Origin of the sequence: Cupriavidus metallidurans CH34, assembly GCF_000196015.1 — a bacterium.
In the GTDB taxonomy this organism is placed as follows: Bacteria; Pseudomonadota; Gammaproteobacteria; order Burkholderiales; family Burkholderiaceae; genus Cupriavidus; species Cupriavidus metallidurans.
Genome location: NC_007973.1, coordinates 3,293,827 through 3,317,061, shown reverse-complemented (window position 1 = coordinate 3,317,061; position 23,235 = coordinate 3,293,827). Strand labels below are relative to the sequence as shown.

Sequence of the window (23,235 nt, the reverse complement as noted above, 5' to 3'; positions counted from 1 at the left end):
CATGCTGCTGTACCTGCACGGTTTCCGTTCCTCGCCGCAGTCGTTCAAGTCGCGGGTCGTGCAGGACCGGATGCGCGCCTGGGGCGTGGAGAAGTATTTCGCCTGTCCGATGCTCAATGTCTCGCCCTCGCTGGCGATTGCCCAGGCTGAAGCCGCGATCCGTGGCGCGCGTGCCGGCGGCGAAACCGACATCGCCATCATCGGTTCGTCGCTGGGCGGGTTCTACGCGCGCTGGCTGGCGGAAAAACACGGCTGCCGCGCCGTGCTGCTGAATCCGGCGGTTCACCCGTGGACCGATCTGGAGCGCTATCTGGGCGAGCAGCCGCTTTATCACGGCGGCGGCTCGGTGGTGGTCGAACGCAAGCACCTGCAGGAACTGCTGGACCTGCGGGTGGACGCGATCACCAGACCCGAGCGCTACTACCTGTTGGCCGCCACCGGCGACGAAGTGCTCGACTATCGCGAGATGATCGCGGCCTGTCCGGGCGCGCGCATCCGGGTCATCGAGGGCAGCGATCACGGCATCAGCGAGTTCGAGGAATACGTCGACGACGTACTGGCTTTCTGTGGCTATACCCCCAACGGAAAGACCGTGGCATGAGTGGCGTAACAGGGATGCAAAAGCTGCGTGCGGCATGGCACGCGCATCTGCCGTATGACGCGTCGATTCCGCTGAACCAGCGCCGCTGGATCACTGGTGAAGGCTCACTGACGGCTCGGCTGATGTCGGCGTCCGCCGCCTTCCGCGTGCGGCGACTGGCGCAGGCGCCGCAGTTGCCGCTCGCCGACGAATGGCGGGCGCTCGGCCTGATCCGTCCGCTGCCGGCCATCACGCGCGAAGTGCTGCTGATCTGCGACGAGACGCCAGCCGTATTCGCTCACACGATCGTCGACCCCCGGTATGCGCGGCGCGACTGGCCGTTCTTGCGCGGGCTCGGCAACCGGCCGCTCGGCGGCGCGCTGTTCGTCGATCCGCGCGTGCGGCGCGACCCATTCCAGTTTGCACGGCTGACCCCGTGCCACCCGCTGCGTCAGGCGCTGCAGCGGGTATTGCCGGCGCTGTCGTCGGAGCCGATGTTGCCCGCGCGGCGGTCGGTGTTCCGGCGTGGCGGCGGCGCCATGCTCGTGACGGAGGTCTTCTTGCCGGACCTGCTGACACGGGCAGCGCCTGAGAACACCGGCGCGGGCGGCACCAGACTGCCCCGCCGTATCGACACACATCACACACCATCCAAGCAGGAAGAGAGACCCGAATCATGAAATTGCAGGGACGCGTAGCGATCATCACCGGCGCCGCCGCCGGCATCGGTTTTGCCACCGCCGAACGTTTCGCCGCCGAAGGCGCGAAGCTCATCATGTGCGATGTGCAGGAGGCCCGCGTGCGCGAGGCCGCCGAGCGGCTGGCCGCCAAGGGCGCGCAGGTCGAGGCGCACAAGGTCGACGTCACGCGCCGCGACGAGGTCGATGCCATGGTGGCAGCCACGCTGGCCCGCCACGGTCGCATCGATGTTCTCGTCAACAACGCCGGCATCACCAAGGACGCGCGCCTCGCCAAGATGACCGAGGCACAGTTCGATGCGGTCATCGACGTCAACCTGAAGGGCGTGTTCAACTGCTCACAGGCCGTGGCCAGCATCATGTCCGAGCAGGGCAGCGGCGTGATCCTGAACGCATCGAGCGTGGTTGGCCTGTATGGCAACTTCGGCCAGACCAATTACGCGGCTTCCAAGTTCGGCGTGATCGGCTTCACCAAGACCTGGGCGCGCGAACTGGGTCCGAAGGGCGTGCGCGTGAACGCGGTATGCCCGGGCTTTGTCAATACCGAGATCCTGCAGACCGTGCCGGAGAAGGTGCTCGACGGCATGAAGGAACATTGCTGGATGCGCCGCCTGGCCGAGCCGTCGGAGATCGCCGCGATCTACACGTTCCTGGCCAGCGACGACGCCAGCTACGTCAACGGCACGACGATCGAAGCCAGCGGCGGCATGTCGCTGTAATCTGGCTCCGAAATCGCATTGACCTGAAGCACCCCGTCAGATGCGGCCACGGCGGCCGCGGTGGCGGGGTGCGGTATCATCCCCGGTCGAGTATCCGTCCGGGCATTCCTCATGCCTTGCCCGGCACTTCTGAAAGTCCAATCCAATGCAGTTGCTGTTCGAAGAAGGCGGCGAAATCCGCGCCGGCACCGTGCTCGCCCAGCAGGGCGAGGCCTACCAGGTCGAGTTGCCTGCGGGCAAGCGCACCAAGGTCAAGGCCAAGGATGTGCTGCTGCAGTTCGCCCAACCGTCGGCAATGGAGATGGTGCGGCAGACCGGCGAAATGACCGCCGAGATCGATCTCGACTTCCTCTGGGAATGCGCGCCGGCCGAGGAATTCGGCTTTGCCGAACTGGCCGCCGAATACTATGGCGCCGACGCGGGCCCGGTGCAGCAGGCCGCGCTGGCGATGGCGCTGCATGGCAATCCGATCTATTTCCGCCGCAAGGGACGGGGCCGCTACATGCGCGCGCCGGAAGACCAGCTCAAGGCCGCGCTGGCCGCGGTGGAGCGCAAGAAGCAGCAGGCGCTGGTGCAGGGCGAGTACGAGGAGCAACTCAAGGCGCTGACTCTGCCCGAAGCGTTCCGCGGCAAGGCGCTGCAACTGCTGTTCAAGCCTGACAAGAACAGTCTCGAATACAAGGCCATGGATGCCGCCTGCACCGCGCTCGGCATGACGCCGATGCGGCTGATGGTGGCTGTTGGCGGCGTGGAAAGCCCGCGCGCGCTGCACGAGGCCAAGTTCCTGGCCGATTGTTTCCCGAAGGGCACCGGTTTCCCGGACGTCGATGTGCCGGAGCCGCCCGCCGACCTGCCCGTGGCCGATGTGCAGGCGTTCTCGATCGACGACGTTACGACGACCGAGATCGACGATGCGCTGTCCGTGACGCGTCTGGGCGACGGCAAGCTGCGCGTGGGGATCCATATCGCTGCGCCGGGGCTCGGCATCCGCCGCAGCGAGCCGCTCGACGCCATCGCGCGCCATCGACTGTCCACGGTCTACTTCCCCGGCGACAAGATCACGATGCTGCCCGACAGCGTAGTGGACCGCTACACGCTGCAGGAAGGCCGCACCTGCCCGGCGCTGTCGCTTTACGTGACGATCGACCCGAACGGCGTGGATGGCCTGACAATCGTCGGCAGCGAGACGCGCGCCGAGCAGGTGCCGATTGCCGCGAACCTGCGGCACAACCTGCTCGACGACATCGTGACGGAAGCCGCGCTGGCCGCGGGCACGGGCGACTATCCGTTCCGCGATGAACTGACCGAGCTGTACCGGCTGGCCAACCACCTGCACGACGAGCGTCAGCGCGCGCGTCTTGCCAGCGGCCTGCGCCCGGAGGCGCACAACCGCGCCGATTTCAATTTCTACATCGATCAGATCGAGGGTGGCGGCGAGCGCGTGCGTATCGAGCAGCGCCGCCGTGGCTCGCCGCTGGACCAGATCGTGGCCGAGTTGATGATTCTGGCCAACAGCACGTGGGGCAAGTTGCTGGCGGACCACGGCGTGCCGGGTATCTACCGCACGCAGAAGGCGTGGGGGATGCACCGCACGCGGATGCAGACGTACCCCGCGCCGCACGAGGGCCTGGGCGTCGCGCAGTATGCGTGGAGTACGTCGCCGCTGCGCCGCTACGTCGACCTGGTCAATCAATGGCAGATCATGGCCGTGGCCCAGCATGGCGTGACCGCCAAGCTCGTTGCGCCGTTCAAGCCCAAGGACGCCGACCTGCTGGCGGCCGTGGCCGACTTCGAAGGGACCTATGCGGCCTACGCCGACCACCAGTCGACCATGGAGCGTTACTGGTGCCTGCGCTGGCTCAAGCAGGAGAATCGTGACCGGATGATGGCCACGGTGCTCAAGGATGGCGCGGTGCGCTTTACCGACATCCCGCTGGTCACCCGTGTGCCGGAGTTGATGCAGGCGGTGCGTGGCACGCAGGTGCTGCTGGAGATCGCCACGACGGACGAGATCTCGCTCGAGGTGTCGTGCAGGGTGCTGGAAGTCTTTGCTGGCGAGGGCGCGATGCCCGATGAGGATCTCGACGCCGACGAGGAACTGGACGAGGCTTCCGCGGAAGCGGCCGCCGATGCCGCCGCCGAGGCAGCGGCTGAAGACGCCGTGGAAGGCGCGGCGGAAGGGGCCGATGCTGCGCCGGAGGACGCCGATTCCGAGGCTTCCGAGGGCGATCAGGACGACGAGGCGTCTGCGCCACGCGACACTGGCGCCAATCCGGCTGCCTGAGTCTTCGTTGAGTCTTCGGTAAACAGGTCGACTCCCTTACAATCGAAACCTGTTCCGGCCGCCCCCCGACAGTGGGGTGGCCGGCGTTTCGATCGATTCCTGCCGCCGTCCGCCCATCCCAATCGTGAACGCCGTCCTTCCTGCTCCCCGTCTCCCGCGCCATCCGCGCGAATGGTGGCAATCCAGCAGCACGCTGACCAAGGCCCTGGCCATCTCCGTGGCCGTGCACGCGCTGTTGCTGATGGTGCGGGTTGCAGCGCCCGAGGTGTTCGAGATCAAGCGTTCCGACCCGCAGCTCGACGTCGTGCTGGTCAATTCGAAATCGGCTGTGAAGCCGCGCAATCCGACCGTGCTGGCGCAGGCCAATCTCGACGGTGGCGGCGAGCATGACGCCCAGCGCGCTACCACGCCGCTGCCCGCGCAGACCGAATCGAAGGAGGGCGACCTCATCAAGATGACGCAGCGGCGCGTCGAGCAACTCGAGGAAGAGCAGCGCCGGCTGATGACGCAATCGCGCGAGGCGGCGCCCGCTGTGCGCAGCCAGCCGGTCAAGCCAGGCGAGCAGCGCTCCGACCAGCCCACGCGCGGCCAGGACGACCGCACGTCAAACGATGAAATGGCCCGGCTCGAAGCCGAGATCGGCCGTAATCTCGAGCACTACGCCAAGCGCCCGAAGCGGATGCAGCTGACCGCGACCAGCGCACAGGGCGTTGACTACGCACAGTATTACGACCGCCTGCGCCGCAAGATCGAGACGCGGGGCACGAGCGATTTCCCGCAGCGCAATGGTAAGCCGATCTATGGGCAACTGATCCTCGTGATCAACGTGAATCGCCAGGGCAAGCTTGGCTACAACCGCGACGGCTACAACGTCGAGGCCATCGACGTGGCCAAGAGCTCCGGCGACCCGGCGCTCGACCGCCAGGCCGTGGCCATTGTGCGTGCGGCCGCGCCGTTCGGGGCGTTCACGGCGGAGATGCAGGCGAAGCAGGATATCCTCGAAGTCGTTTCCACTTTCAAGTTCACCCGCAGCGGGCTCGATGTCCGCCTGCAAGGCCGCTGATGACCGCAGACCAGAATTCCCAGCCCAACACCGCCGAACCTGCCGATAGCGTCGACCGCTACGTGGTGGTGGGCAATCCGATTTCGCACAGCCGCTCGCCGGCGATCCATGCCGCCTTCGCGCGCCAGACCGGCGAGGCGGTGCAGTATGACCGGCTCGAAGCCCCGCTCGATGCGTTCGCAGATACGATGCGCGAATTCCTGGCCGGCGGAGGCCATGGCTTCAACGTAACCGTGCCGTTCAAGCTCGAAGCGTATGACCTGGCCGATCGCCTCACGCCGCGTGCCGAGGCTGCCGGCGCCGTCAACACGATGTGGATCGAGGACGGACTGATCCATGGCGACAACACCGACGGCATCGGCCTGGTGCGTGACATTCAGGACAACCTTGATGTGCTGCTCGAAGACAAGCGCATTCTGGTGCTTGGCGCCGGTGGCGCCGCGATGGGCGCGATGCTGCCGCTGATCGAATGCCGCCCGGCGCGCATCGTGGTGGCCAACCGTACCGCCTCGCGCGCCAGCGACATGGTCGAGGAATTCGTGGAAGCGGCGGACCAGTACAACGTGGAGCTGTGGGCCGGTGGCCTCGACGCGCTCGATGCGCTGTCCGAGGACGAGCGCTGCGATGTGGTGATCAATGCGTCGTCCAGCAGCCTGCAAGGCGAAGTGCCGCCCGTGCCCGAGCACCTGCTCGGCGAAGGCGTGCTGGCGTACGACATGATGTACGGCGCGCAGCCGACGGTGTTCCTGGCCTATGCGGCCAAATGCGGCGCGCGCACGGCGGATGGGCTTGGCATGCTGGTCGAACAGGCTGCCGAAGCCTTCTACAACTGGCGCGGCGTGCGGCCCAGCACCGCCCCCGTGCTGGCCGAGCTGCGCGCGGCGCTGCAGGCCGAAGCCGCCCGCTAAGGCGGCGTTGACGCAGCGTGGCCCGCGCATCCGCCAGATCGTCACCACGATCGTCGGCAAGTAGCGCCGGCGGGGCGAACCCGTTGCGCTGGCTGGCCTATCTGGCCGGCTGCCTGATCGTTGGCGTGGTGGCGATGCAGGTCTATTTCTTCCTGCAGATCGCTGCCTGGCAGGTCGTCAATCCGTCGTCCACCACGTTCATGCGTGCCGAGCGCTGGCGGCTGTGCGGCTTCAATTTCTGGAGCTGCCCGGTGCAGCGGCAATGGGTGCGCTACGACGAAATCTCGCGCAACATCAAGCGCGCCGTGATCGCCAGCGAGGATGCCGACTTCGTCAATCATCCCGGCTACGAACTTGATGCGATGCTCGATGCCTGGGAACGCAACAAGCAGCGTGGACGCATCGTGCGCGGCGGTTCCACCATCACGCAGCAACTGGCCAAGAACCTGTTCCTGTCTTCGGAGCAGAACTACCTGCGCAAGGGCCAGGAACTGGCGATCACGTGGATGCTGGAGCTCTGGCTCGACAAGCAGCGGATCTTCGAGATTTACCTGAATTCGGTGGAGTGGGGCGAAGGCGTGTTCGGCGTCGAGGCTGCCGCGCAGCACTACTTCCATACCTCGGCTTCGAAGCTCAGCGTGGGGCAGGCCGCCCGGCTCGCGGCCGCGCTACCGGCGCCCAAGTGCTTCGACAAGAAGCAGTACTGCGCCAACGTGCACGTGAACTTCCGCGTCAAGGCGTCGATCATCGCCAGGCGGATGGGCGCGGCAACGTTGCCGGACTAGGGGCGGTTCCCCCCTCTCATGCTTGTGGGAGAGGGGACCAGGAAGGCTATCAGCTCAGCCAGCCCTTCCTGCGGAAATACACCAGCGGAATCGCCGCGGACACCGCCATCAGCGCAATCGCCCACGGATAGCCGGCGGCCCAGTCGAGCTCGGGCATCACCTTGAAGTTCATGCCGTAGATGCTGGCGATCAGCGTGGGCGGCATCAGCGCCACCGACACCACCGAGAACAGCTTGATGATCTTGTTCTGGTTGATGTTGATGAAACCGACCGTGGCATCCATCAGGAAGTTGATCTTGTCGAACAGGAACGCGGTGTGGTTCTCGATCGAGTCGATATCGCGCAGGATCTGGCGCGCTTCGTCCTGCTGTTCGGCCGATAGCAACTGGCTGCGCATCAGGAACGACACCGCGCGGCGCGTATCCATGACGTTGCGGCGGATGCGGCCGTTCAAGTCTTCCTCGCGCGCGATGGTTTCCAGCACGTCGGCGGCGGCGGCATCGGTCACGTTCTCGGCCAGCACACGGCGGCTGGCTTCCTCCAGGCGTTCGTAGATCTCCTCGATCGAATCGGCCGAATACTCGGCGTCAGTCGCGTAGAGGTCCATCAGCACGTCCTTGGCGTTGCGCACCGATCCCGGACGCATCCGGGCGCGCAGCCGCACCAGCCGGAACACGGGCAGGTCTTCATCGTGGATGGAAAACAGGACGTCGCGCGTGAGCACGAAGGCCACGCGGACGTTGCGCGAGGCGTCGTCCTCGGCCAGCAGGAAGTCCGTGCGGATGTGGATGTTCTCGTCCTCGCCCTCGAAATATCGTGCCGAGGCTTCCAGGTCGCCCAGGTCCTCGAGTTCGGGCAGGACCACGCCATAGGCTTCCTTGATCCACGCGAGTTCCTCGTCGTCGGGGCTTACCACGTCGATCCAGATGGGCTTGTGCTGCAGCAGCTCGTTGCGCTCGTCGACCTGCTCCTGGGCAAGCCGGCCTTTCTGCAGGACGAACAGGTTGATCATCCCTTGGATTCCTTGTTACTTGGCGGCGCCGCCAGGATGCGTCGATGCATCCCGATGGTGCTGCCGATTGCGCTGGGTCTACGTCGGAGACGGGCGCAGGCAAGGCTCACCAGCAGCGTGATCATGGCGCGGCCGGGCAAGCGTGATCGCGCTGCGACTCAAGGGCCGCTACGCGATGGCGTTTGCCTGCGATTTGCCTGGATTTGGCTGGCAAGCCGGGGGAGGGAGGATCCGAACGCGACACGGCAGCCGGTGCGGCGGCCGCTGGGGGAAACGGAAAGACACTCACCCGCAGGTGTCTGCGGGCAAGGACGGCGACGGGCGGGGACTGTGCCCCACACGGATCGACGTTACGCAGCCCGCAGTGACATGGCATTCGACGGTGTCGCAACTTTGTCGCGGCAACTCGAACACCCGATGCTACTGCCCACGTACTTTCTCCGGGATTCTGATGGCCGCGAGTGTAGCCCAACGCGGGGTGGCTTGTTAAGTGAAATCTCGGCGGCGCTGCTGCTCACAAGCGGGTTCACATGCGTCGACGCAACAGCGGCGCCAGCATGACCGAGGACAGCGCCGCGAACATCAGCACGATGGCCACGTAGTCCTGCCAGTGCGGCGTTTCGCCGAGAAACCACATCCCCGAGAACACGCCCACCACGGGAATGAACATGATCGACAGGCTCGAGACTACCGGCGGCAGGCTGCGCGCCAGCGCGAACCAGACCAAATGGCAGTACGCGAAGACCACCACGGCGTTGTAGGCGATGGCGCCCCATTCGATCGCGGTCGGCATGCGCCAGCCGCTCTCGAACAGCAGCGTGCCCGCGCCGAGGAATGGCAGCGTGATGGCCAGCATCCAGAACGTCATGGCGCCGATCGGCACGTCGGTGTGGGTGCGCTTCATGAGCTGGGTGCCGAAACCCCAGCCGGCAGCGGCTACCAGCATCAGCAGCGTGCCGGCCGGGCTGCCGGTCAGCGCGGCAATCTCGCCCGAAAGCAGCAGGACCGTGCCGGCCAGCGCGCAGCCAATGCCAATCCAGGCCGACAAGGCAATACGGTCCCGGAAGATCACCAGGCCCCAGACCACGGCCCAGATCGGCATGGTGTAGCCGAGAATTGCCGCACGGCCCGATGACAGCATCTTGACCGCGCAGATGGCGAACAGATGCCAGATCACCATGTTCGGGATCGCCAGCTTCAGGACCGTGCCCCACGCCGCGCGCGGCACGCGCAGGGAGTCGCCCCGGAAGGTCAGCGCCAGCCCCAGCGCCACCAGCCCGCCGGCCATGCACAGCAGCCGGAAAGCCATGGCGGGAAAGTGCGCCACACCCAGTTTCATGATCGGCCAGTTGATGCCCCAGGCGAGGGTCAGGATGACGAGGAGGATGAGACCGCGGCGGTCGAGATTCATGAATCGGGAGACTGGCGGCGTGCGGACGTCCTGCAACCCAGGCGTCGCCGTCGCTCTTTTTAAGCGGAAGCTGCAAACAATATCACGCCAACAGGTAAAATTGCCGCCAACGCCCCATATGCTGCAGTGCGGAACCTGTCCGGGTGCCGTTGCAGCCAACCGGTCGGCACCTGCCCGCGTTATGCTGTGTAGACACTGGTTCACAGCCGGGCCGCCGGCTTCACCCGAATTCCGAGCATCCCATGACTTTTACCGAGCAGCTGTCCGCCGCGTGGCAGCGTAACGATTCCCTGCTGTGCGTCGGGCTTGATCCCGACCCGGCCAAGCTGCCGCTGTCCATGACCGGTACCGGCGGCGCGATTTTCTCGTTCTGCCGCGAAATCGTCGATGCCACGGCCGACCTGGTCTGCGCGTTCAAGCCGCAGATCGCCTATTTCCACTCGCAGCGCGCCGAAGACCAGCTCGAACAGTTGGTCGAGTACATCCATGACGCGCACCCCGGCGTCCCCGTGATCCTCGATGCGAAGCGCGGCGATATCGGCTCCACGGCGGAGCACTATGCAATCGAGGCCTTCGAGCGCTACAAGGCCGATGCCGTGACCGTCAGCCCGTACATGGGCTTCGATTCGATGTCGCCGTATCTGGCGTATCCGGGCAAGGGCGTGATCGTGCTGTGCCGCACGTCGAATCCCGGTGGGTCTGACGTGCAGTTCCTGCAGGTCGACGGCAAGCCGCTGTACCAGGTGGTGGCCGAAGCCGCACGCGAACGCTGGAATACCAACGGGCAGATGGGTCTGGTGGTGGGCGCGACGTTCCCGAACGAGATCGCCAAGGTCCGGCAGATCGTCGGCGACATGCCACTGCTGATTCCGGGCATCGGCGCCCAGGGCGGCGACATCGAGGCTACGGTCAAGGCCGGCCGTACGGCCGACGGCACGGGCATGATGATCAATTCGTCGCGGGCCATCCTGTACGCCAGCCGCGAGAAGGACTTTGCGCTGGCTGCGCGAAACGTGGCGTTGCAGACGCGCGAGACGATCAACCGCTATCGTCACGGCTGATCCGCGTGAACGGTTTTCCCTTTCCCAGTCGTGGGAGAGGGGGGCAGATTCAGGCTTCGTTGCGAATCAGTTCCAGCAGACCGCGCATCGCGTGTTCGGCAGCCTGGCGGCGGATCTGGGCGCGGTCACCCTTGAAGCGCTGCGTTTCCGTATGCGTGGTGATGCGGTTGCTCCAGCCGAAGCAGACCATGCCAACCGGTTTCTCGGGGGTGCCGCCGCCCGGGCCGGCTACCCCGGTGATGGCCAGCGATACCTGGGCGCGGCTGTTCAGCAGCGCGCCTTCGGCCATCGCCCGCGCCACTTCCTCGCTGACCGCGCCATGGTCTCGGATCAGTTTGGCCGGCACCCCGACCATCGTCGTCTTGGCTTCGTTCGAATAGGTCACGAAGCCGCGCTCGAACCATCCCGAAGACCCAGAAACATCCGTGATCGCGGCCGCGACTAGCCCGCCAGTGCAGGACTCCGCGGTGGCAAGCATAAGCGAGCTTTCCGATAGAGCGGCGCCGGCCTGGATGGCAAGCTGGTCGAGCAGTCGGCTGACGGACATAACGGCGGTTCCTGAAATTCCCGGGGTGTTTCGGTGTTTCTGCGTGTCAGATCGAACGCCACAAGGCGAACACGAGCAGCGTGTAGAACGCCGCGAAGATGTCATCGAACATTACGCCGAAGGCGCCGGTAAAGCCCGGGCCCTTGAGCGTGCGATCGTAGTAGCGGATCGGTGCCGGCTTGACGATGTCGAAGAACCGGAACCACACGAACGCGGCGAACTGGCCCCAGAAGCCCGTTGGCATCACGAACAGCAGCACCAGCCAGAACGCCACGATCTCGTCCCAGACCATGCTGCCGTGGTCGTACACGCCCATGTCGCGTGCCGTACGCAGGCAAGCCCAGATGCCGATCACGAAGCCGCCGGCGATGATCCACAGCCAAGTGGTCGGATCGATCCACTTCGAAATCACGATGAACGACAGCCAGCCGAGCAGCGTGCCGACGGTGCCGGGGCTGACCGGCGACAGGCCAGAGCCGAATCCAAGCGCAATCAGACGGGCCGGGTGGCCCAGCATGAACCGGCCGGTTGGCCGCGTGACCTTGGCGGTCTGGCCGGCTTCCAGCGTGACGGGGTCAACGGGGTCGCTAGGCGCGGCCCCCGGGGGATAGGCGGACATCAAGGATTGGCTCGTCAGTCTTATAGGTTTCGGGGCGCACTTTCAGATATTTCTCCCGTGCGCATGGGGGATCATGACATGGGTTGCGTGCCGCGTGTCAGGGCGCGGCGAAATGATCGAACGAGGCGCCCTTGAACACGTAGGGATTGCCTTCGCGATCCACCAGCCGCAGGCCCGCCTCCGGTGTGATGGATCCGACATGCGTGAGCGGCAGGTGAAGCCGGCGCGCGATGCCGGCAATGGTTTCGCGCGCGCCCACCGGCGCCGTGAAACAGAGTTCGTAGTCGTCGCCACCGGCCAGCACGCAGGCGCGCTGGCATTCCTCCGGCTGGGCGTCAAGAATCTCCGAGCGCGGCAAGGCATCGACATCGACAATTGCGCCGACCGATGAGCGTTCAAGGATATGACCGAGATCGCCGATCAGCCCGTCCGAAATGTCGAGTGCCGCATGAGCCACGCCGCGCAGTGCCAGGCCCAGCGCCACGCGGGGCGTCGGCATTTCCATCCGGGGACGGATCAGTGTGAAGTCGGGCTCGGGCAGCAGCCATTCGCCGCGGCAGTCGCCCAGGGCCAGGCGCGCGTCCCCGAGCGTGCCGGAGATCCAGATATCGTCGCCGGGGCGCGCCGCGTCGCGCCGCAGCGCCTGACGCGGGGGCACGTCGCCGAACACCGTGATCGACAGCGTCAGCGGACCCTTGGTGGTGTCGCCGCCGATCAGTTCGCAGCCGTGGTCGTCGGCCAGCGCCAACATGCCGGCCGCGAATTCGGCAAGCCAGCCGGCATCCGCCTCGGGCAGCGCCAGCGCCAGCGTGAATGCGCGGGGTTCGGCGCCCATTGCCGCCAGATCGGACAGGTTCACGGCCAGGGCCTTGTGGCCCAGCGCGCGCGGTGAAACGTCCGGGAAAAAGTGCCGACCGCTGACCAGCATGTCGGTGCTGATGGCGAGCTGGTGGCCCGGCCGCGCCTCGATCAGCGCGCAGTCATCGCCCACGCCCAGCGCGGCCTTGTGGACCGGGCGCGTGAAATAGCGTCGGATCAGGTCAAACTCGGAAAGCGCGGGGGAGGATTCGGGCATGACGGGGCGGGGAACCTGGGAGGAAACATGCCGCGGAAATTCTGCTGGAGACTCGGCTGGTAAAGCCCATCGGCATGGGGCATATTGTACCGAAACGCAAAGGTGCCCCAAACAAAAGGCTTATTGTGAAATACTATTTCACAATATAAAATGCACACTTCCAAAAGCGCCTACAGCGGAGACAGCGGGTTCGTGGAGCCGGCCCGCGCTCAATCGCCAGCGTTATTCAGTGCGGCTCCACCGATCGGAAGATGCGCAGATGACAAGCCCTCAGCAGTCCCCGTCCCAAGACGATCTGAAACAGCAGCAGCGTGAGGCGCTGCGCAAGGCCGCGCTCGAGTACCACGAGTTTCCCACCCCCGGAAAGATCTCGGTCACCCCGACCAAGCCGCTGTCGAACCAGCGCGACCTGGCTCTGGCCTATTCGCCGGGTGTGGCGGCAGCGTGTGAGGAAATCGTGGCCAACCAGGCCAATTCGTTCCGCTACACGGCGCGTGGCAACCTGGTGGCCGTGATCACCAACGGCACCGCCGTGCTGGGTCTGGGCGATATCGGCGCGGCCGCGTCGAAGCCGGTGATGGAAGGCAAGGCCGGCCTGTTCAAGAAGTTCGCCGGTATCGATGTGTTCGATATCGAAGTCGACGAGAAAGACCCCGAGAAGCTGGTCGACATCATCGCCTCGCTCGAGCCGACGTTCGGCGGTATCAACCTCGAGGACATCAAGGCGCCGGAGTGCTTCTACGTGGAGCGCAAGCTGCGCGAGCGGATGAAGATCCCCGTCTTCCACGATGACCAGCACGGTACCGCGATCGTCGTGGGCGCCGCCGTGATCAACGGCATGCAGGTGGTGGGCAAGGACATCTCGAAGGTGAAGCTGGTGGCCTCGGGCGCCGGCGCCGCCGCGCTGGCCTGCCTGGACCTGCTCGTCGACCTGGGCCTGCCCATCGAGAACATCTGGGTGACGGACCTGGCCGGCGTGGTCTACGAAGGCCGTACCGAACTGATGGACCCGGAAAAGGCGCGCTTCTCGCAGAAGACCGACAAGCGCAAGCTGGCCGAGGTCATCGAAGGCGCCGACATTTTCCTGGGCCTGTCCGCTGCGGGCGTGCTGAAGCCCGAGATGGTGCAGAAGATGGCCGACAAGCCGCTGGTGATGGCACTGGCCAACCCGAATCCGGAAATCATGCCGGAACTGGTCAAGGAAGTCCGTCCGGACGCCGTGATCGCCACGGGCCGCACCGACTATCCGAACCAGGTCAACAACGTCCTCTGCTTCCCGTTCATCTTCCGTGGCGCGCTCGATTGCGGCGCCACGACGATCACGCGTGAAATGGAAATCGCCGCGGCAAACGCGGTGGCGGAGCTGGCGCGCCAGGAGCAGAGCGATATCGTCGCGTCGGCCTATGGCATCCAGGACCTGTCGTTCGGCCCCGAATACCTGATTCCGAAGCCGTTCGATCCGCGCCTGATCGTCAAGATCGCCCCGGCCGTGGCCGAGGCCGCCGCCAAATCGGGCGTGGCATCGCGCCCGATCGAGGACATGGACGCGTACCGTCTGCAATTGCAGCAGTTCGTGTACCACTCGGGTACGCTGATGAAGCCGATCTACGCGGCCGCCCGCAAGGTGCAGAAGGAGAAGAAGCGCATCGTCTTCGCCGAGGGCGAGGAAGAGCGCGTGCTGCGTGCGGTGCAGGTGATCGTCGACGAGAAGCTGGCCAACCCGATCCTGATCGGCCGCCCGGCCGTGCTGGCTCACCGCATCGAGCGTTTCGGCCTGCGCCTGCGCATGGGCGAGGACTTCACGGTGGTGAACCCAGAGCACGACGAGCGTTTCCGCGAATACTCGGACGCGTACTACCGCATGATGGCGCGTGAAGGCATCACGCCGCAGTACGCCAAGCTGGAAATGCGCCGCCGTACCACGCTGATCGGCGCGATGCTGGTCGAGAAGGGCGAAGCCGACGGCATGATCTGCGGTACGGTTAGCACCACCGCCGCCCACCTGCGCTATATCGACCAGGTCATCGGTGGCACAAATTGCGTGTACGCCGCAATGAACGGTCTGGTTCTGCCCGGCCGCCAGATCTTCCTGGTGGACACGCACGTCAACGTCGATCCCACCGCCGAGCAACTGGCCGAGATCACGATCATGGCTGCGGAGGAGCTCAAGCGTTTCGGTATCGAGCCGAAGGTGGGTCTGCTGTCGCACTCGAACTTCGGTACGTCGGAAGCGCCGTCGGCACGCAAGATGCGCGACACGCTGAAGATCCTGCGCGACCGCGCGCCGGACCTCGAGGTGGATGGCGAAATGCATGGCGACAGCGCGCTCGACGAAAAGCTGCGCGATTCGCTGGTGCCGGACAGCGCGCTCAAGGGCGAAGCCAATCTGCTCGTGTGCCCGAACATCGATGCCGCCAACATCTCGTACAACCTGCTCAAGGTGGCGGCTGGCAACAACGTGGCGATCGGCCCGATCCTGCTGGGCGTGAAGGCGCCGGTCCATATCCTGACGCCTTCGGCAACGGTGCGCCGTATCGTCAATATGACCGCGCTGGTGGTCGTGGACGCGGCAGCCAAGGTCTGAGCGGACGAAGCGTTTCAGCCTTCTTGATGCAGTGCCAAAAAAGCCGGGTTCGCCCGGCTTTTTTCATTTCACCATGACTCCAGCACCGAACTTTGCTGGACTACGCCGAAGCCCGATACAGCAGGTTTATCAATAACTTAGGCGAGTCCAACATATGCCGGTGCTTTCCGAAACCTGACCCGGCTTCCCCTCTGATGGCCCCTACATGGCTCTTGGGAATCGGGTCTTTCCGAGGAGTCATCGTGGCAAAACTCAAGCTCACCAAGTCCGCAGTCGATGCGGCACAACCCCAGGCGCAGGCCGTCGAACTCCGGGACACGCTGGTGCCCGGCTTCCTGTGCAAGGTTACACCAGCGGGCCGCAAGGTGTTCATGCTCCAGTACCGCACGAACGCTGGCGAGCGGCGCAAGCCCGCCCTGGGCCTGTACGGGGAACTGACCGTCGAGCAGGCCCGCTCGCTGGCCCAGGAATGGCTGGCCGAGGTGCGCCGGGGCGGCGACCCCAGCGCGGCCAAGGCCGCCGCCCGTTCAGCCCCCACGGTCAAGGAGCTGTGTACCAAGTTCATGGAGGATTACTCCAAGCAGCGCAACAAGCCCAGCACCCAGCGCGGGTATCAGGCCGTCATCGACCGCTGCATCGTTCCGATGCTGGGCCGTTTGAAGGTCCAGGACGTGAAGCGCCCGGACGTGGCCACGGCGATGAAGAAGATGGCGCACAAGCCGGCCGAGGCCAACCGTGCTTTCAGCGTGATGCGCAAGATGTTCAACCTGGCCGAGGTGTGGGGCCACCGGCCTGACGGCACCAACCCCTGCCGCCACGTCCCGATGTACCCCAACGGCAAGGCCACCCACCTCATCAGCGACGAGGACATGGGCAAGCTGTTTCGGCGACTGGAGCACATCGAAGCCGAGGGTCTGGAGAACTACGTCATCCCGCTGGCGATCCGCCTTCAATTCGAGTTCGCCGGCCGCCGCTCCGAAATCGTGACGCTCCGATGGGATTGGGTGGACCTGGACAACCGCCGCGTGGTCTGGCCGGACAGCAAGACGGGCGGCATGTCCAAGCCCATGAGCGAGGAAGCCTATCGACTGCTCTCGACGGCGCCACGGCAGGAAGGCACTCCCTATGTGCTGCCGTCTCCAAGCCATCCCGGCAAGCACCTGACCACGGGCGAGTATTACGGCGGCTGGAGCCGCGCCCTCAAGGCGGCGGGCGCCACGCACGTCGGCACGCATGGCATCCGCCACCGCTCCGCGACCGACATTGCCAACTCGGGCATCCCGGTCAAGGTCGGCATGGCGCTGACGGCGCACAAGACCGTGGCGATGTTCATGCGCTACGTCCACACCGAGGACGATCCGGTGCGCAAGGCGGCCGAGCTGGTGGCGAACCGGCGCAAGACGATCACCGAGGCGCAGCGGCCTGCGGAGGTGGCTGCATGACCAAGAAGGCGCCTGCGATGGCGGGAGTCGCACCCGCCGCCGTGCCTGCCGGCTACGCCGGCATCCACGGCGGCATCGTGGATCTGCTCGATGCCGCGCGCCAGACGGCAGCGCGCAGCGTCAATGCGCTGATGACGGCCAGCTACTGGGAGATTGGCCGCCGCATCGTGGAGGCCGAGCAACAGGGCAAGCGGCGCGCGGGTTATGGCGAGCAGTTGATCGAGCGGCTGGCAAGCGACCTCACCCAGCAGTTCGGCCGTGGCTTCAGCCGTCAGAACCTGCAGCAGATGCGGTCGTTTTTTCTGACCCGGCCAATTCGCCAGACAGTGTCTGGCGAATCTTCCCCGGAGCCAGTGCGGCCTTGGCGGCTGGACGAGCTGGCGCAGGTCTTCACGCTGCCGTGGTCGGCCTATGTGCGGCTGTTGTCGGTCAAGGACGAGCATGCGCGCCAGTTCTATGAAGCCGAGGCCTTGCGCGGCGGCTGGAGCGTGCGCCAGTTGGATCGGCAGATCGGCAGCCAGTTCTACGAGCGCACGGCGCTGTCGAAAAACAAGGCGGCGATGCTGGCCAAGGGCGCGGTGGCCAAGCCCGAAGATGCCGTCGCGCCCGGCGATGCCATCAAAGACCCCTATGTGCTGGAGTTCCTCGACCTCAAGGACGAGTATTCGGAGTCCGATCTGGAGGCCGCCTTGATCCGGCGGCTGGAAGACTTCCTGCTCGAATTGGGTGAAGGGTTCACCTTCATTGGACGGCAGCGGCGCTTGCGCATCGACCAGACCTGGTATCGGGTGGACTTGCTGCTGTTCCATCGCAAGTTACGCTGCCTGGTCATCATCGACCTGAAGCTGGGGAGTCTGACGCATGCGGACGTGGGCCAGATGCACATGTACTGCAACTATGCCAAGGAACACTGGGCCTATCCCGAGGAGAACCCGCCGGTGGGGCTGATTCTTTGTGCCGACAAGGGGCTCGCCCTGGCGCGGTATGCGCTGGAGGGCTTACCCACCAAGGTCATGGCGGCGAACTACCGGATGGTTCTGCCGGATACCGATGTGCTGCAAAAGGAACTGGAAAGCACGCGGCTCTTGCTGGAGTCTCGCGGAACGATTCGTCCCAAGACGTGGAAGCGGTAGACACACCTGCGGAGCTATACGCCTGTTTGGAGATTGGGCAGAACCTCAGTCTGTAGTCGGTTTTACGGCTTTCTTCCGTGAGGAGGAAGAAGGCAACGACGGCAAACATTCAAACAAACGTTCCGCATAGACGAATCCCATCCGCCTTACTGCGTCCTGATCGAAATACAGTAGCCATGCGGCAAGTAGCGCCAGCGAAATGAGCAATGTCAAGCCTGCGGCAAGCCCTGGATCGGCAAGGTGCACCAAGTCAAATTGGAGAGGTGCTACCTGCAAAATCTTTGCAATCAACAATCCGTAGACGACGCCCATGAGGCACGACAGGATACCGACAGGCTTCATCGCCAGCATGTTGCGATGAAATCCATAGGCGATGTTCTCTTTCAGCAAGAGCTGCTTGTTGGAACGCGTGAGTTCGCGAAGCCGCTTAGTGGCACCGATGTAGATGTCGTCTGCCTTGTCTGGGTTTGCTGATTCTTCTTCTGCCGTTGGCATGGCGATACCCAACTTGGCAGTGATCGCCGTGTGATAACGCTGCTTGCTGACACCATCAAGGAACTTGTCGCGGTGGCGTAGTGCGATGGTCGTGGGCATGCCACCCCATTTTGAGACCAGCATCTCTTCAAGTTTTTTACCACGTCCGCGCGCTACGCTCGCGAGTGCATAGATAGCGCCGCAGCCGCCCAGCAGGCCGATCACACCTGTAAGCACAGGGTGCCGAGCCCCGTAGACGCACAACAGCGGCACCAGCACGGGTAAGGCCACAAGAAGGCCAGGGATAACACGTGCCTTGCGCTCGTAGGGGTCTTTGACCAGTTCAAAAATTGTTGTCATGTGAAGTCAGGCCTGTGCCGCCAAGGCGTCGATATAGGGTTGGATTTCATCGCGGTTTTTTAGCGTGATCTGCTGTGCGAGGGGGTCTGGTGCTTCCTTGGTATGCAAACCCAAACGTCTCAGCGTGTAGTACAGAAACGCTTGGCGGCATGGAAGTTTGACCTCTCCATCTTCCATGCCGTAGTCCAACTCTAAGACTCGTTTCTTGGCTGCAGGCAAATCGGGATGCGGTGCAAGTACCAGCGTCAATACAGTTTGCCAATGCGAATCTTGGTTGGCGTCCACTTGGGTCGCCTCGAAGCCATCGATGCGCAGGATTCGAGCAAGGACGAAATCGCTGAAGCGCTGGCGCTTGTGGCAAAACGCGCGCATGTGCCAGCGAAAACCGTCATTGCCAAGGGCGTGGGGAGACAGCAAGCGAACCGATTCATCCAACGACGTCATGGACTGGTAGCTCACCAGAATGGATTCCTGCTGGCGGATTGCGCGCACCACTGCTTCGACGGTCTGCTCATTGATCGTGCGCCAAGGGGACGGGGCCCAATCTGTCTCCGGCGCGGAGCCGATGAAGCTGGCCGTCGGCTCGACAATTCCCATCTTTGTCGCTAGCAGTTCTGCTAGATAGCGTTGCGCCGAGCTTCGTTGGTAAAGCGGGTGAAAACTCTGCGCTGCCGTGTAGGTCTTGGAGCTGCGGTCGTAAGTCAGGTTGCTCGGCGCCAACTCCATGTACTTGGAAATGTCCAGCGATGCCTGCGGGACCGAAATACCAAAGTGCTCGGTGAGATCCATCCGGTTGATGCGCCGCTCCCAGCGCAGACGGAAATCGATGAATTGAAGTCTGCTCTCCAGCCCCCAACTTAGCCCCTTAGGCTCAGCAGGTTCGGCGGCAGGAACGGAAGGTTTTTGCATTAGTCACGCCTAAAAAGTAGACGGATATAAAAAATCGTCGTACATTAACTATACGCGATCATCCTTCGGTCGTCTACCCGGAGACCCCAGTGCCTACAACCATCACGTTTTTTCCCGTCGACAACGGGGACATGACCCTCATCAAGTTCGGCGATCTCGACGCGACGACTCTGCTGATCGACGTAAACATCAGGCAAGACGCCGACGACCCTGACGGGGAGGCGCGCGATGTCGCCAAGGATTTGCGCGAACGACTGAAGAAGGATGAGAACGGCAGGCCGTATGTCGATGCGTTCCTGCTGAGCCACCCGGATCAAGACCATTGCCGAGGGTTGAAGCGACACTTCTACCTAGGGCCACTCGACAAGTACCCGGACGACAAGAAGGACGACAAGGACAAGAAAATCGTGATCCGCGAGATGTGGTCGTCCCCGATCGTGTTTCGACGCGCCAGCAAGACGCACACCTTGAGCGACGACGCCAAGGCATTCAACACGGAGGCGCGTCGGCGCGTGCAACTGAACCGTGACAAGAATTTCGCCGTCGGGAACGGTGACCGCATTCAGATCATGGGCGAGGACATCGACGGAAAAACCGATGATCTCACTTCGATTGTGCGGAAGGTGGACACGCGCTTTTCAACGATCAATGGCAAGAGTTCCGCATTCTTTTCTGCGTTTCTTTTGGCTCCACTGGACGCCCAGGATGACGAGGAAGAGGAAGAGTGCCTGGTCAAGAACCAGTCCAGCGTTATTCTGAACATCACGTTGGCGGCTGACGCGCAGACGCCGGATGGTGCGAAATTCCTTACTGGTGGCGATGCTGAGGTGTTCATCTGGAACCGCCAGTGGCAACGCCACAAGGCTGAAGCAGATGTGCTTGAGTACGACATCATGCAGGCGCCTCATCATTGTTCCTGGCATTCGCTGTCCTATGACAGCTGGTCCGACTACCGTGAAAAAGCCAAGCTCGATGCTGATGCTCGCAAGGCGCTTTCGCAGACCCGTGACGGCGCCGTCATCGTCGCCAGCTGCAAGCCGATTGCAGATGATGACAGCGATCCGCCCTGCATCCGTGCGAAGCGTGAGTACGTGACGATCGTGGACGAAGCAAAAGGCGAGTTCTACTGCACAGGCGAGTACCCCAGCGAAAAGTCCGTGGAACCGCTCGTTTTCACCGTAACCGCTCAGGGTGTGCAACCTCCCTCGAAGAAGGAGTCCGGATCGAAGGCCGCTGCCGTGGTGACCTCTGCGCGCACCCCCATGCCGCACGGAGCATCATGACGGGCACCATCGCAGACGCACTGCATCAACTTCAGCGGCATCGAGGCCTTATCCGCGTTGGCGAGCCAAGGACAACTGGTGCATCGACGGAGATTGAAGTCGATGTTGCGGTCCAACTGCCGAACAGGTCTCGGCGCAATGGTATCTCTGAGACCGGAGTGCGCACCGTCGAGACGTGCGTGCTGGTATTCGGTAGTGACTGGCCCCTGTCTGCACCCGAGCCCTTCTTACGTGCGGACTTCCCGCTCAACTTGCCGCACATCAACCCCCATCGCCAAGGCGAGTTAGTCTCGCCGTGCCTATTCGAAGGGTCGTTGAACGAGCTGCTGCATCGGTTTGGCCTGGACGCCGTTGTCGATCAGTTGATCGACTGGCTGCACAAGGCCGCGGCCGGAACACTCCTGGACCTGGAGCAGGGGTGGGAACCAACGCGCCGAGACAGCTGTCCTTCGACCGTTGTATTCAGTGCCGAGAAGGTCGCGGCCGCCGCTCCCGCTGACGGCACGATTCTGGTGGTTCCCGCAGGCTACGTGACGATCGATGGCGGTCTGTACGCCATCATCAACGCCGAACTGACCGCACAAGTCGATCCTGTGTTTTATCAGGATGTTCACAACGACAAGCTGGGCAAATGGGGGAACGGCCATGCCGCGGCCTTCATCGCGCGCGCTCCGATGACCGACGGCCTCCCGCATGTGATCGGACGCTATCAACCAGAGACAGTTGTCGATCTCGCGACGCTGCTCGATCGAGCAGCGGAGCTTGGTATTGATCGCGACGCTTTGGCCCAGGAAGTGGACGGTTATTTCGGACGCTCAATCCTGGATATGCGACAGGACTCGCATGGCTGGGTGCATGGTTTGTACGCGATTGTGATTCTGGCTGTGCAAAGGCCAGCGTCGCTTGTGGGCTCGCCAGGGAGGAGTGTCGAGGTATTGCCCTATGTGGTGCGCTATGAACTCAACGCTCAATCGCTCCTGGAGCGTAACGCCACGGTTCACCCGGCCTTTCACGCGCATGCGTTGTCTCCTGAACTGCTGGCAAGGACGTCCGGCATTCCATACGCAGCCACATCACAGCCGCTGGTCGTGCTCGGCTGCGGAAGCGTGGGATCGAAAGTCGCGATGCAACTGGGGCGAGCGGGCTTTGGTTCGATGACTTTCGTCGACAACGAACCCATGTCGCCTCACAACGCCGCGCGGCATGCACTCATTGAGCGGGCATCAGTTCTGGTTCCGCCTCGGAAGTCGGCGCTGATGAAGACAGCCTTTGAATCGCTGTCGCATCTTCAATCGCGAGCGTTCGACACCGACGCAGTGACTCTTTTGGTCGATCCGGAACAGTTTGCGGCAACCGTTCCGCAGGATGCGGCCCTCATCGTGGATGCGACGGCGTCACTTCAGGTGCTGGCTGCAGAAACACAATCGGCAGCGTTGGATCAATCCCCAGCCCGATTGGCACGGATCGCGATGTATGGTCAGGGGCGCTGTGTGGCGGTATTGCTCGAAGGAGCTGGCCGTGCCGGCCGAGTTGACGACCTCACGGCGTTCTTGTTCGAGTGCTGCCGGTTTGCACCGGAACTGCGTGCGTCGATTGCCGGCGAGACGTCTGAGCCGACTCGGATTTTCGTGGGTGACAACTGTCATTCGCTGACGATGCCTATGTCTGACGCCGTTGTTTCGCGGTCGACGTCACTGGCCGGCCTGCAACTGGAACGATGGCTCGTTGATGGGCTTCCGAAGGAAGCGACGCTTTGCGCCGGAATCTCAGATGCCGAAGGCCTTGGAATGGCATGGACCCGCGCCAGCCTTGGCCCGACCACTGCGCTTGAAGTCGCAGACGATGGTGGCTGGAACATTCGGGTCCTGTCCCCAGTTGCGCAAGCAATCCATGCTGATGCGCTGCGCTGGGGTGCTCTGGAAACAGGCGGCGCCTTGATCGGCCGCATCTCGTTTGAAAATCGAACCATCACCATTGCAGGCCTTGTTGAGGCACCGCCTGACAGTGTTCGAGAGGCCGCCCGCTTCGTCCTCGGAACCAACGGGCTTGTTCAAAATTTGCGCGCCGCAAACGCGGCCTCTTTGGGGTATCTCGCCTTTATAGGAACGTGGCACAGCCACCCGAAAGGCGGCGCACATTCGGGTATCGACCGAAATACATTGCGCGGCATCGCCGAGGATGCTGGCGGCCTTCCGGCCGTGTCGTTGGTATGGACTCCGACAGGACTCACGTGTGCGGTGGATCGCTGGTAGGTGCAAAGCCACCGGCACTTTGTTGGCATAAAACAA

The 23,235-nt window shown here is 63.6% G+C and carries 20 protein-coding genes; 13 read left to right on the top strand and 7 right to left on the bottom strand.

Annotation, left to right across the window (positions count from 1 at the left end):
• The first annotated feature begins 1 nt into the window (after nt 1).
• The 7 genes from RMET_RS15330 (at nt 2) to mtgA (ending at nt 7,037) form a co-directional block, all read left to right on the top strand.
• Nucleotides 2-601 carry a YqiA/YcfP family alpha/beta fold hydrolase gene (locus RMET_RS15330; protein WP_011517560.1) on the top strand — a complete coding sequence of 200 codons (600 nt, stop codon included), beginning with the start codon at nt 2-4 and terminating at the stop codon, nt 599-601.
• Nucleotides 602-615: 14 nt separating this feature from the next.
• A complete protein-coding gene (locus tag RMET_RS15325) occupies nt 616-1,260 on the top strand; it encodes a chorismate--pyruvate lyase family protein (RefSeq protein ID WP_029307163.1) in 645 nt (214 codons plus the stop codon).
• Nucleotides 1,257-1,997: a 3-oxoacyl-ACP reductase FabG gene (gene fabG, locus RMET_RS15320; RefSeq protein WP_008645603.1), complete on the top strand. Its 741-nt coding sequence runs from the start codon at nt 1,257-1,259 to the stop codon at nt 1,995-1,997. Before RMET_RS15325 ends, fabG begins: the two co-directional genes overlap by 4 nt.
• A 145-nt stretch (nt 1,998-2,142) precedes the next feature.
• Complete coding sequence (locus RMET_RS15315; protein WP_011517558.1) at nt 2,143-4,281, top strand: ribonuclease catalytic domain-containing protein; 2,139 nt, start codon at nt 2,143-2,145, stop codon at nt 4,279-4,281.
• Nucleotides 4,282-4,405: 124 nt separating this feature from the next.
• Nucleotides 4,406-5,344, top strand: a complete 939-nt coding sequence (locus tag RMET_RS15310; protein ID WP_029307164.1) for an energy transducer TonB family protein — start codon at nt 4,406-4,408, stop codon at nt 5,342-5,344.
• On the top strand, nt 5,344-6,252 hold the full coding sequence (aroE, locus tag RMET_RS15305; RefSeq protein WP_011517556.1) for a shikimate dehydrogenase: 909 nt from the start codon (nt 5,344-5,346) through the stop codon (nt 6,250-6,252). The genes RMET_RS15310 and aroE overlap by 1 nt, the downstream gene beginning before the upstream one ends.
• Nucleotides 6,253-6,335: 83 nt before the next feature.
• Nucleotides 6,336-7,037 (top strand): monofunctional biosynthetic peptidoglycan transglycosylase, encoded by a 702-nt coding sequence (gene mtgA / locus RMET_RS15300; protein WP_011517555.1) that lies wholly within the window; start codon nt 6,336-6,338, stop codon nt 7,035-7,037.
• Between the two features lie 49 nt (nt 7,038-7,086).
• Here mtgA and corA read toward each other — a convergent pair whose 3' ends face one another.
• Both corA and RMET_RS15290 read right to left on the bottom strand, forming a co-directional pair.
• On the bottom strand, nt 7,087-8,049 hold the full coding sequence (gene corA / locus RMET_RS15295) for a magnesium/cobalt transporter CorA (protein ID WP_008645609.1): 963 nt from the start codon (nt 8,047-8,049) through the stop codon (nt 7,087-7,089).
• Between the two features lie 526 nt (nt 8,050-8,575).
• Nucleotides 8,576-9,460 carry a DMT family transporter gene (locus RMET_RS15290; RefSeq protein WP_011517554.1) on the bottom strand — a complete coding sequence of 295 codons (885 nt, stop codon included), beginning with the start codon at nt 9,458-9,460 and terminating at the stop codon, nt 8,576-8,578.
• 242 nt (nt 9,461-9,702) lie between these two features.
• Between RMET_RS15290 and pyrF the strand changes: the two genes are divergently transcribed.
• Entirely contained in the window at nt 9,703-10,521 is an 819-nt protein-coding gene (gene pyrF, locus RMET_RS15285) for an orotidine-5'-phosphate decarboxylase (RefSeq protein ID WP_011517553.1), read from the top strand.
• Nucleotides 10,522-10,570: 49 nt separating this feature from the next.
• Here pyrF and RMET_RS15280 read toward each other — a convergent pair whose 3' ends face one another.
• The 3 genes from RMET_RS15280 to thiL form a co-directional block, all read right to left on the bottom strand.
• Nucleotides 10,571-11,068, bottom strand: a complete 498-nt coding sequence (locus RMET_RS15280) for a CinA family protein (RefSeq protein WP_011517552.1) — start codon at nt 11,066-11,068, stop codon at nt 10,571-10,573.
• 46 nt (nt 11,069-11,114) lie between these two features.
• Nucleotides 11,115-11,687, bottom strand: coding sequence for a phosphatidylglycerophosphatase A family protein (locus RMET_RS15275; RefSeq protein ID WP_011517551.1), 573 nt, complete (start codon nt 11,685-11,687; stop codon nt 11,115-11,117).
• Between the two features lie 97 nt (nt 11,688-11,784).
• On the bottom strand, nt 11,785-12,762 hold the full coding sequence (thiL, locus tag RMET_RS15270; protein ID WP_011517550.1) for a thiamine-phosphate kinase: 978 nt from the start codon (nt 12,760-12,762) through the stop codon (nt 11,785-11,787).
• Between the two features lie 259 nt (nt 12,763-13,021).
• Between thiL and RMET_RS15265 the strand changes: the two genes are divergently transcribed.
• From RMET_RS15265 to RMET_RS15255, 3 genes are all read left to right on the top strand, one after another.
• Complete coding sequence (locus tag RMET_RS15265) at nt 13,022-15,346, top strand: NADP-dependent malic enzyme (RefSeq protein WP_029307165.1); 2,325 nt, start codon at nt 13,022-13,024, stop codon at nt 15,344-15,346.
• A 242-nt stretch (nt 15,347-15,588) separates the two neighbouring features.
• Entirely contained in the window at nt 15,589-16,788 is a 1,200-nt protein-coding gene (locus tag RMET_RS15260) for a tyrosine-type recombinase/integrase (protein WP_003056225.1), read from the top strand.
• Complete coding sequence (locus RMET_RS15255) at nt 16,785-17,921, top strand: PDDEXK nuclease domain-containing protein (RefSeq protein WP_003056224.1); 1,137 nt, start codon at nt 16,785-16,787, stop codon at nt 17,919-17,921. Before RMET_RS15260 ends, RMET_RS15255 begins: the two co-directional genes overlap by 4 nt.
• A gap of 45 nt (nt 17,922-17,966) precedes the next feature.
• Here RMET_RS15255 and RMET_RS15250 read toward each other — a convergent pair whose 3' ends face one another.
• Both RMET_RS15250 and RMET_RS15245 read right to left on the bottom strand, forming a co-directional pair.
• Nucleotides 17,967-18,755: a hypothetical protein gene (locus tag RMET_RS15250; RefSeq protein WP_003056223.1), complete on the bottom strand. Its 789-nt coding sequence runs from the start codon at nt 18,753-18,755 to the stop codon at nt 17,967-17,969.
• 6 nt (nt 18,756-18,761) lie between these two features.
• Nucleotides 18,762-19,664, bottom strand: a complete 903-nt coding sequence (locus RMET_RS15245; RefSeq protein WP_011517547.1) for a WYL domain-containing transcriptional regulator — start codon at nt 19,662-19,664, stop codon at nt 18,762-18,764.
• A gap of 89 nt (nt 19,665-19,753) precedes the next feature.
• On the opposite strand from RMET_RS15245, the gene RMET_RS15240 reads away from it, so the two are divergent.
• Complete coding sequence (locus RMET_RS15240; protein WP_003056221.1) at nt 19,754-20,947, top strand: ComEC/Rec2 family competence protein; 1,194 nt, start codon at nt 19,754-19,756, stop codon at nt 20,945-20,947.
• Complete coding sequence (locus RMET_RS15235) at nt 20,944-23,199, top strand: Mov34/MPN/PAD-1 family protein (protein ID WP_011517546.1); 2,256 nt, start codon at nt 20,944-20,946, stop codon at nt 23,197-23,199. The genes RMET_RS15240 and RMET_RS15235 overlap by 4 nt, the downstream gene beginning before the upstream one ends.
• The last annotated feature ends 36 nt before the right edge of the window (nt 23,200-23,235 follow it).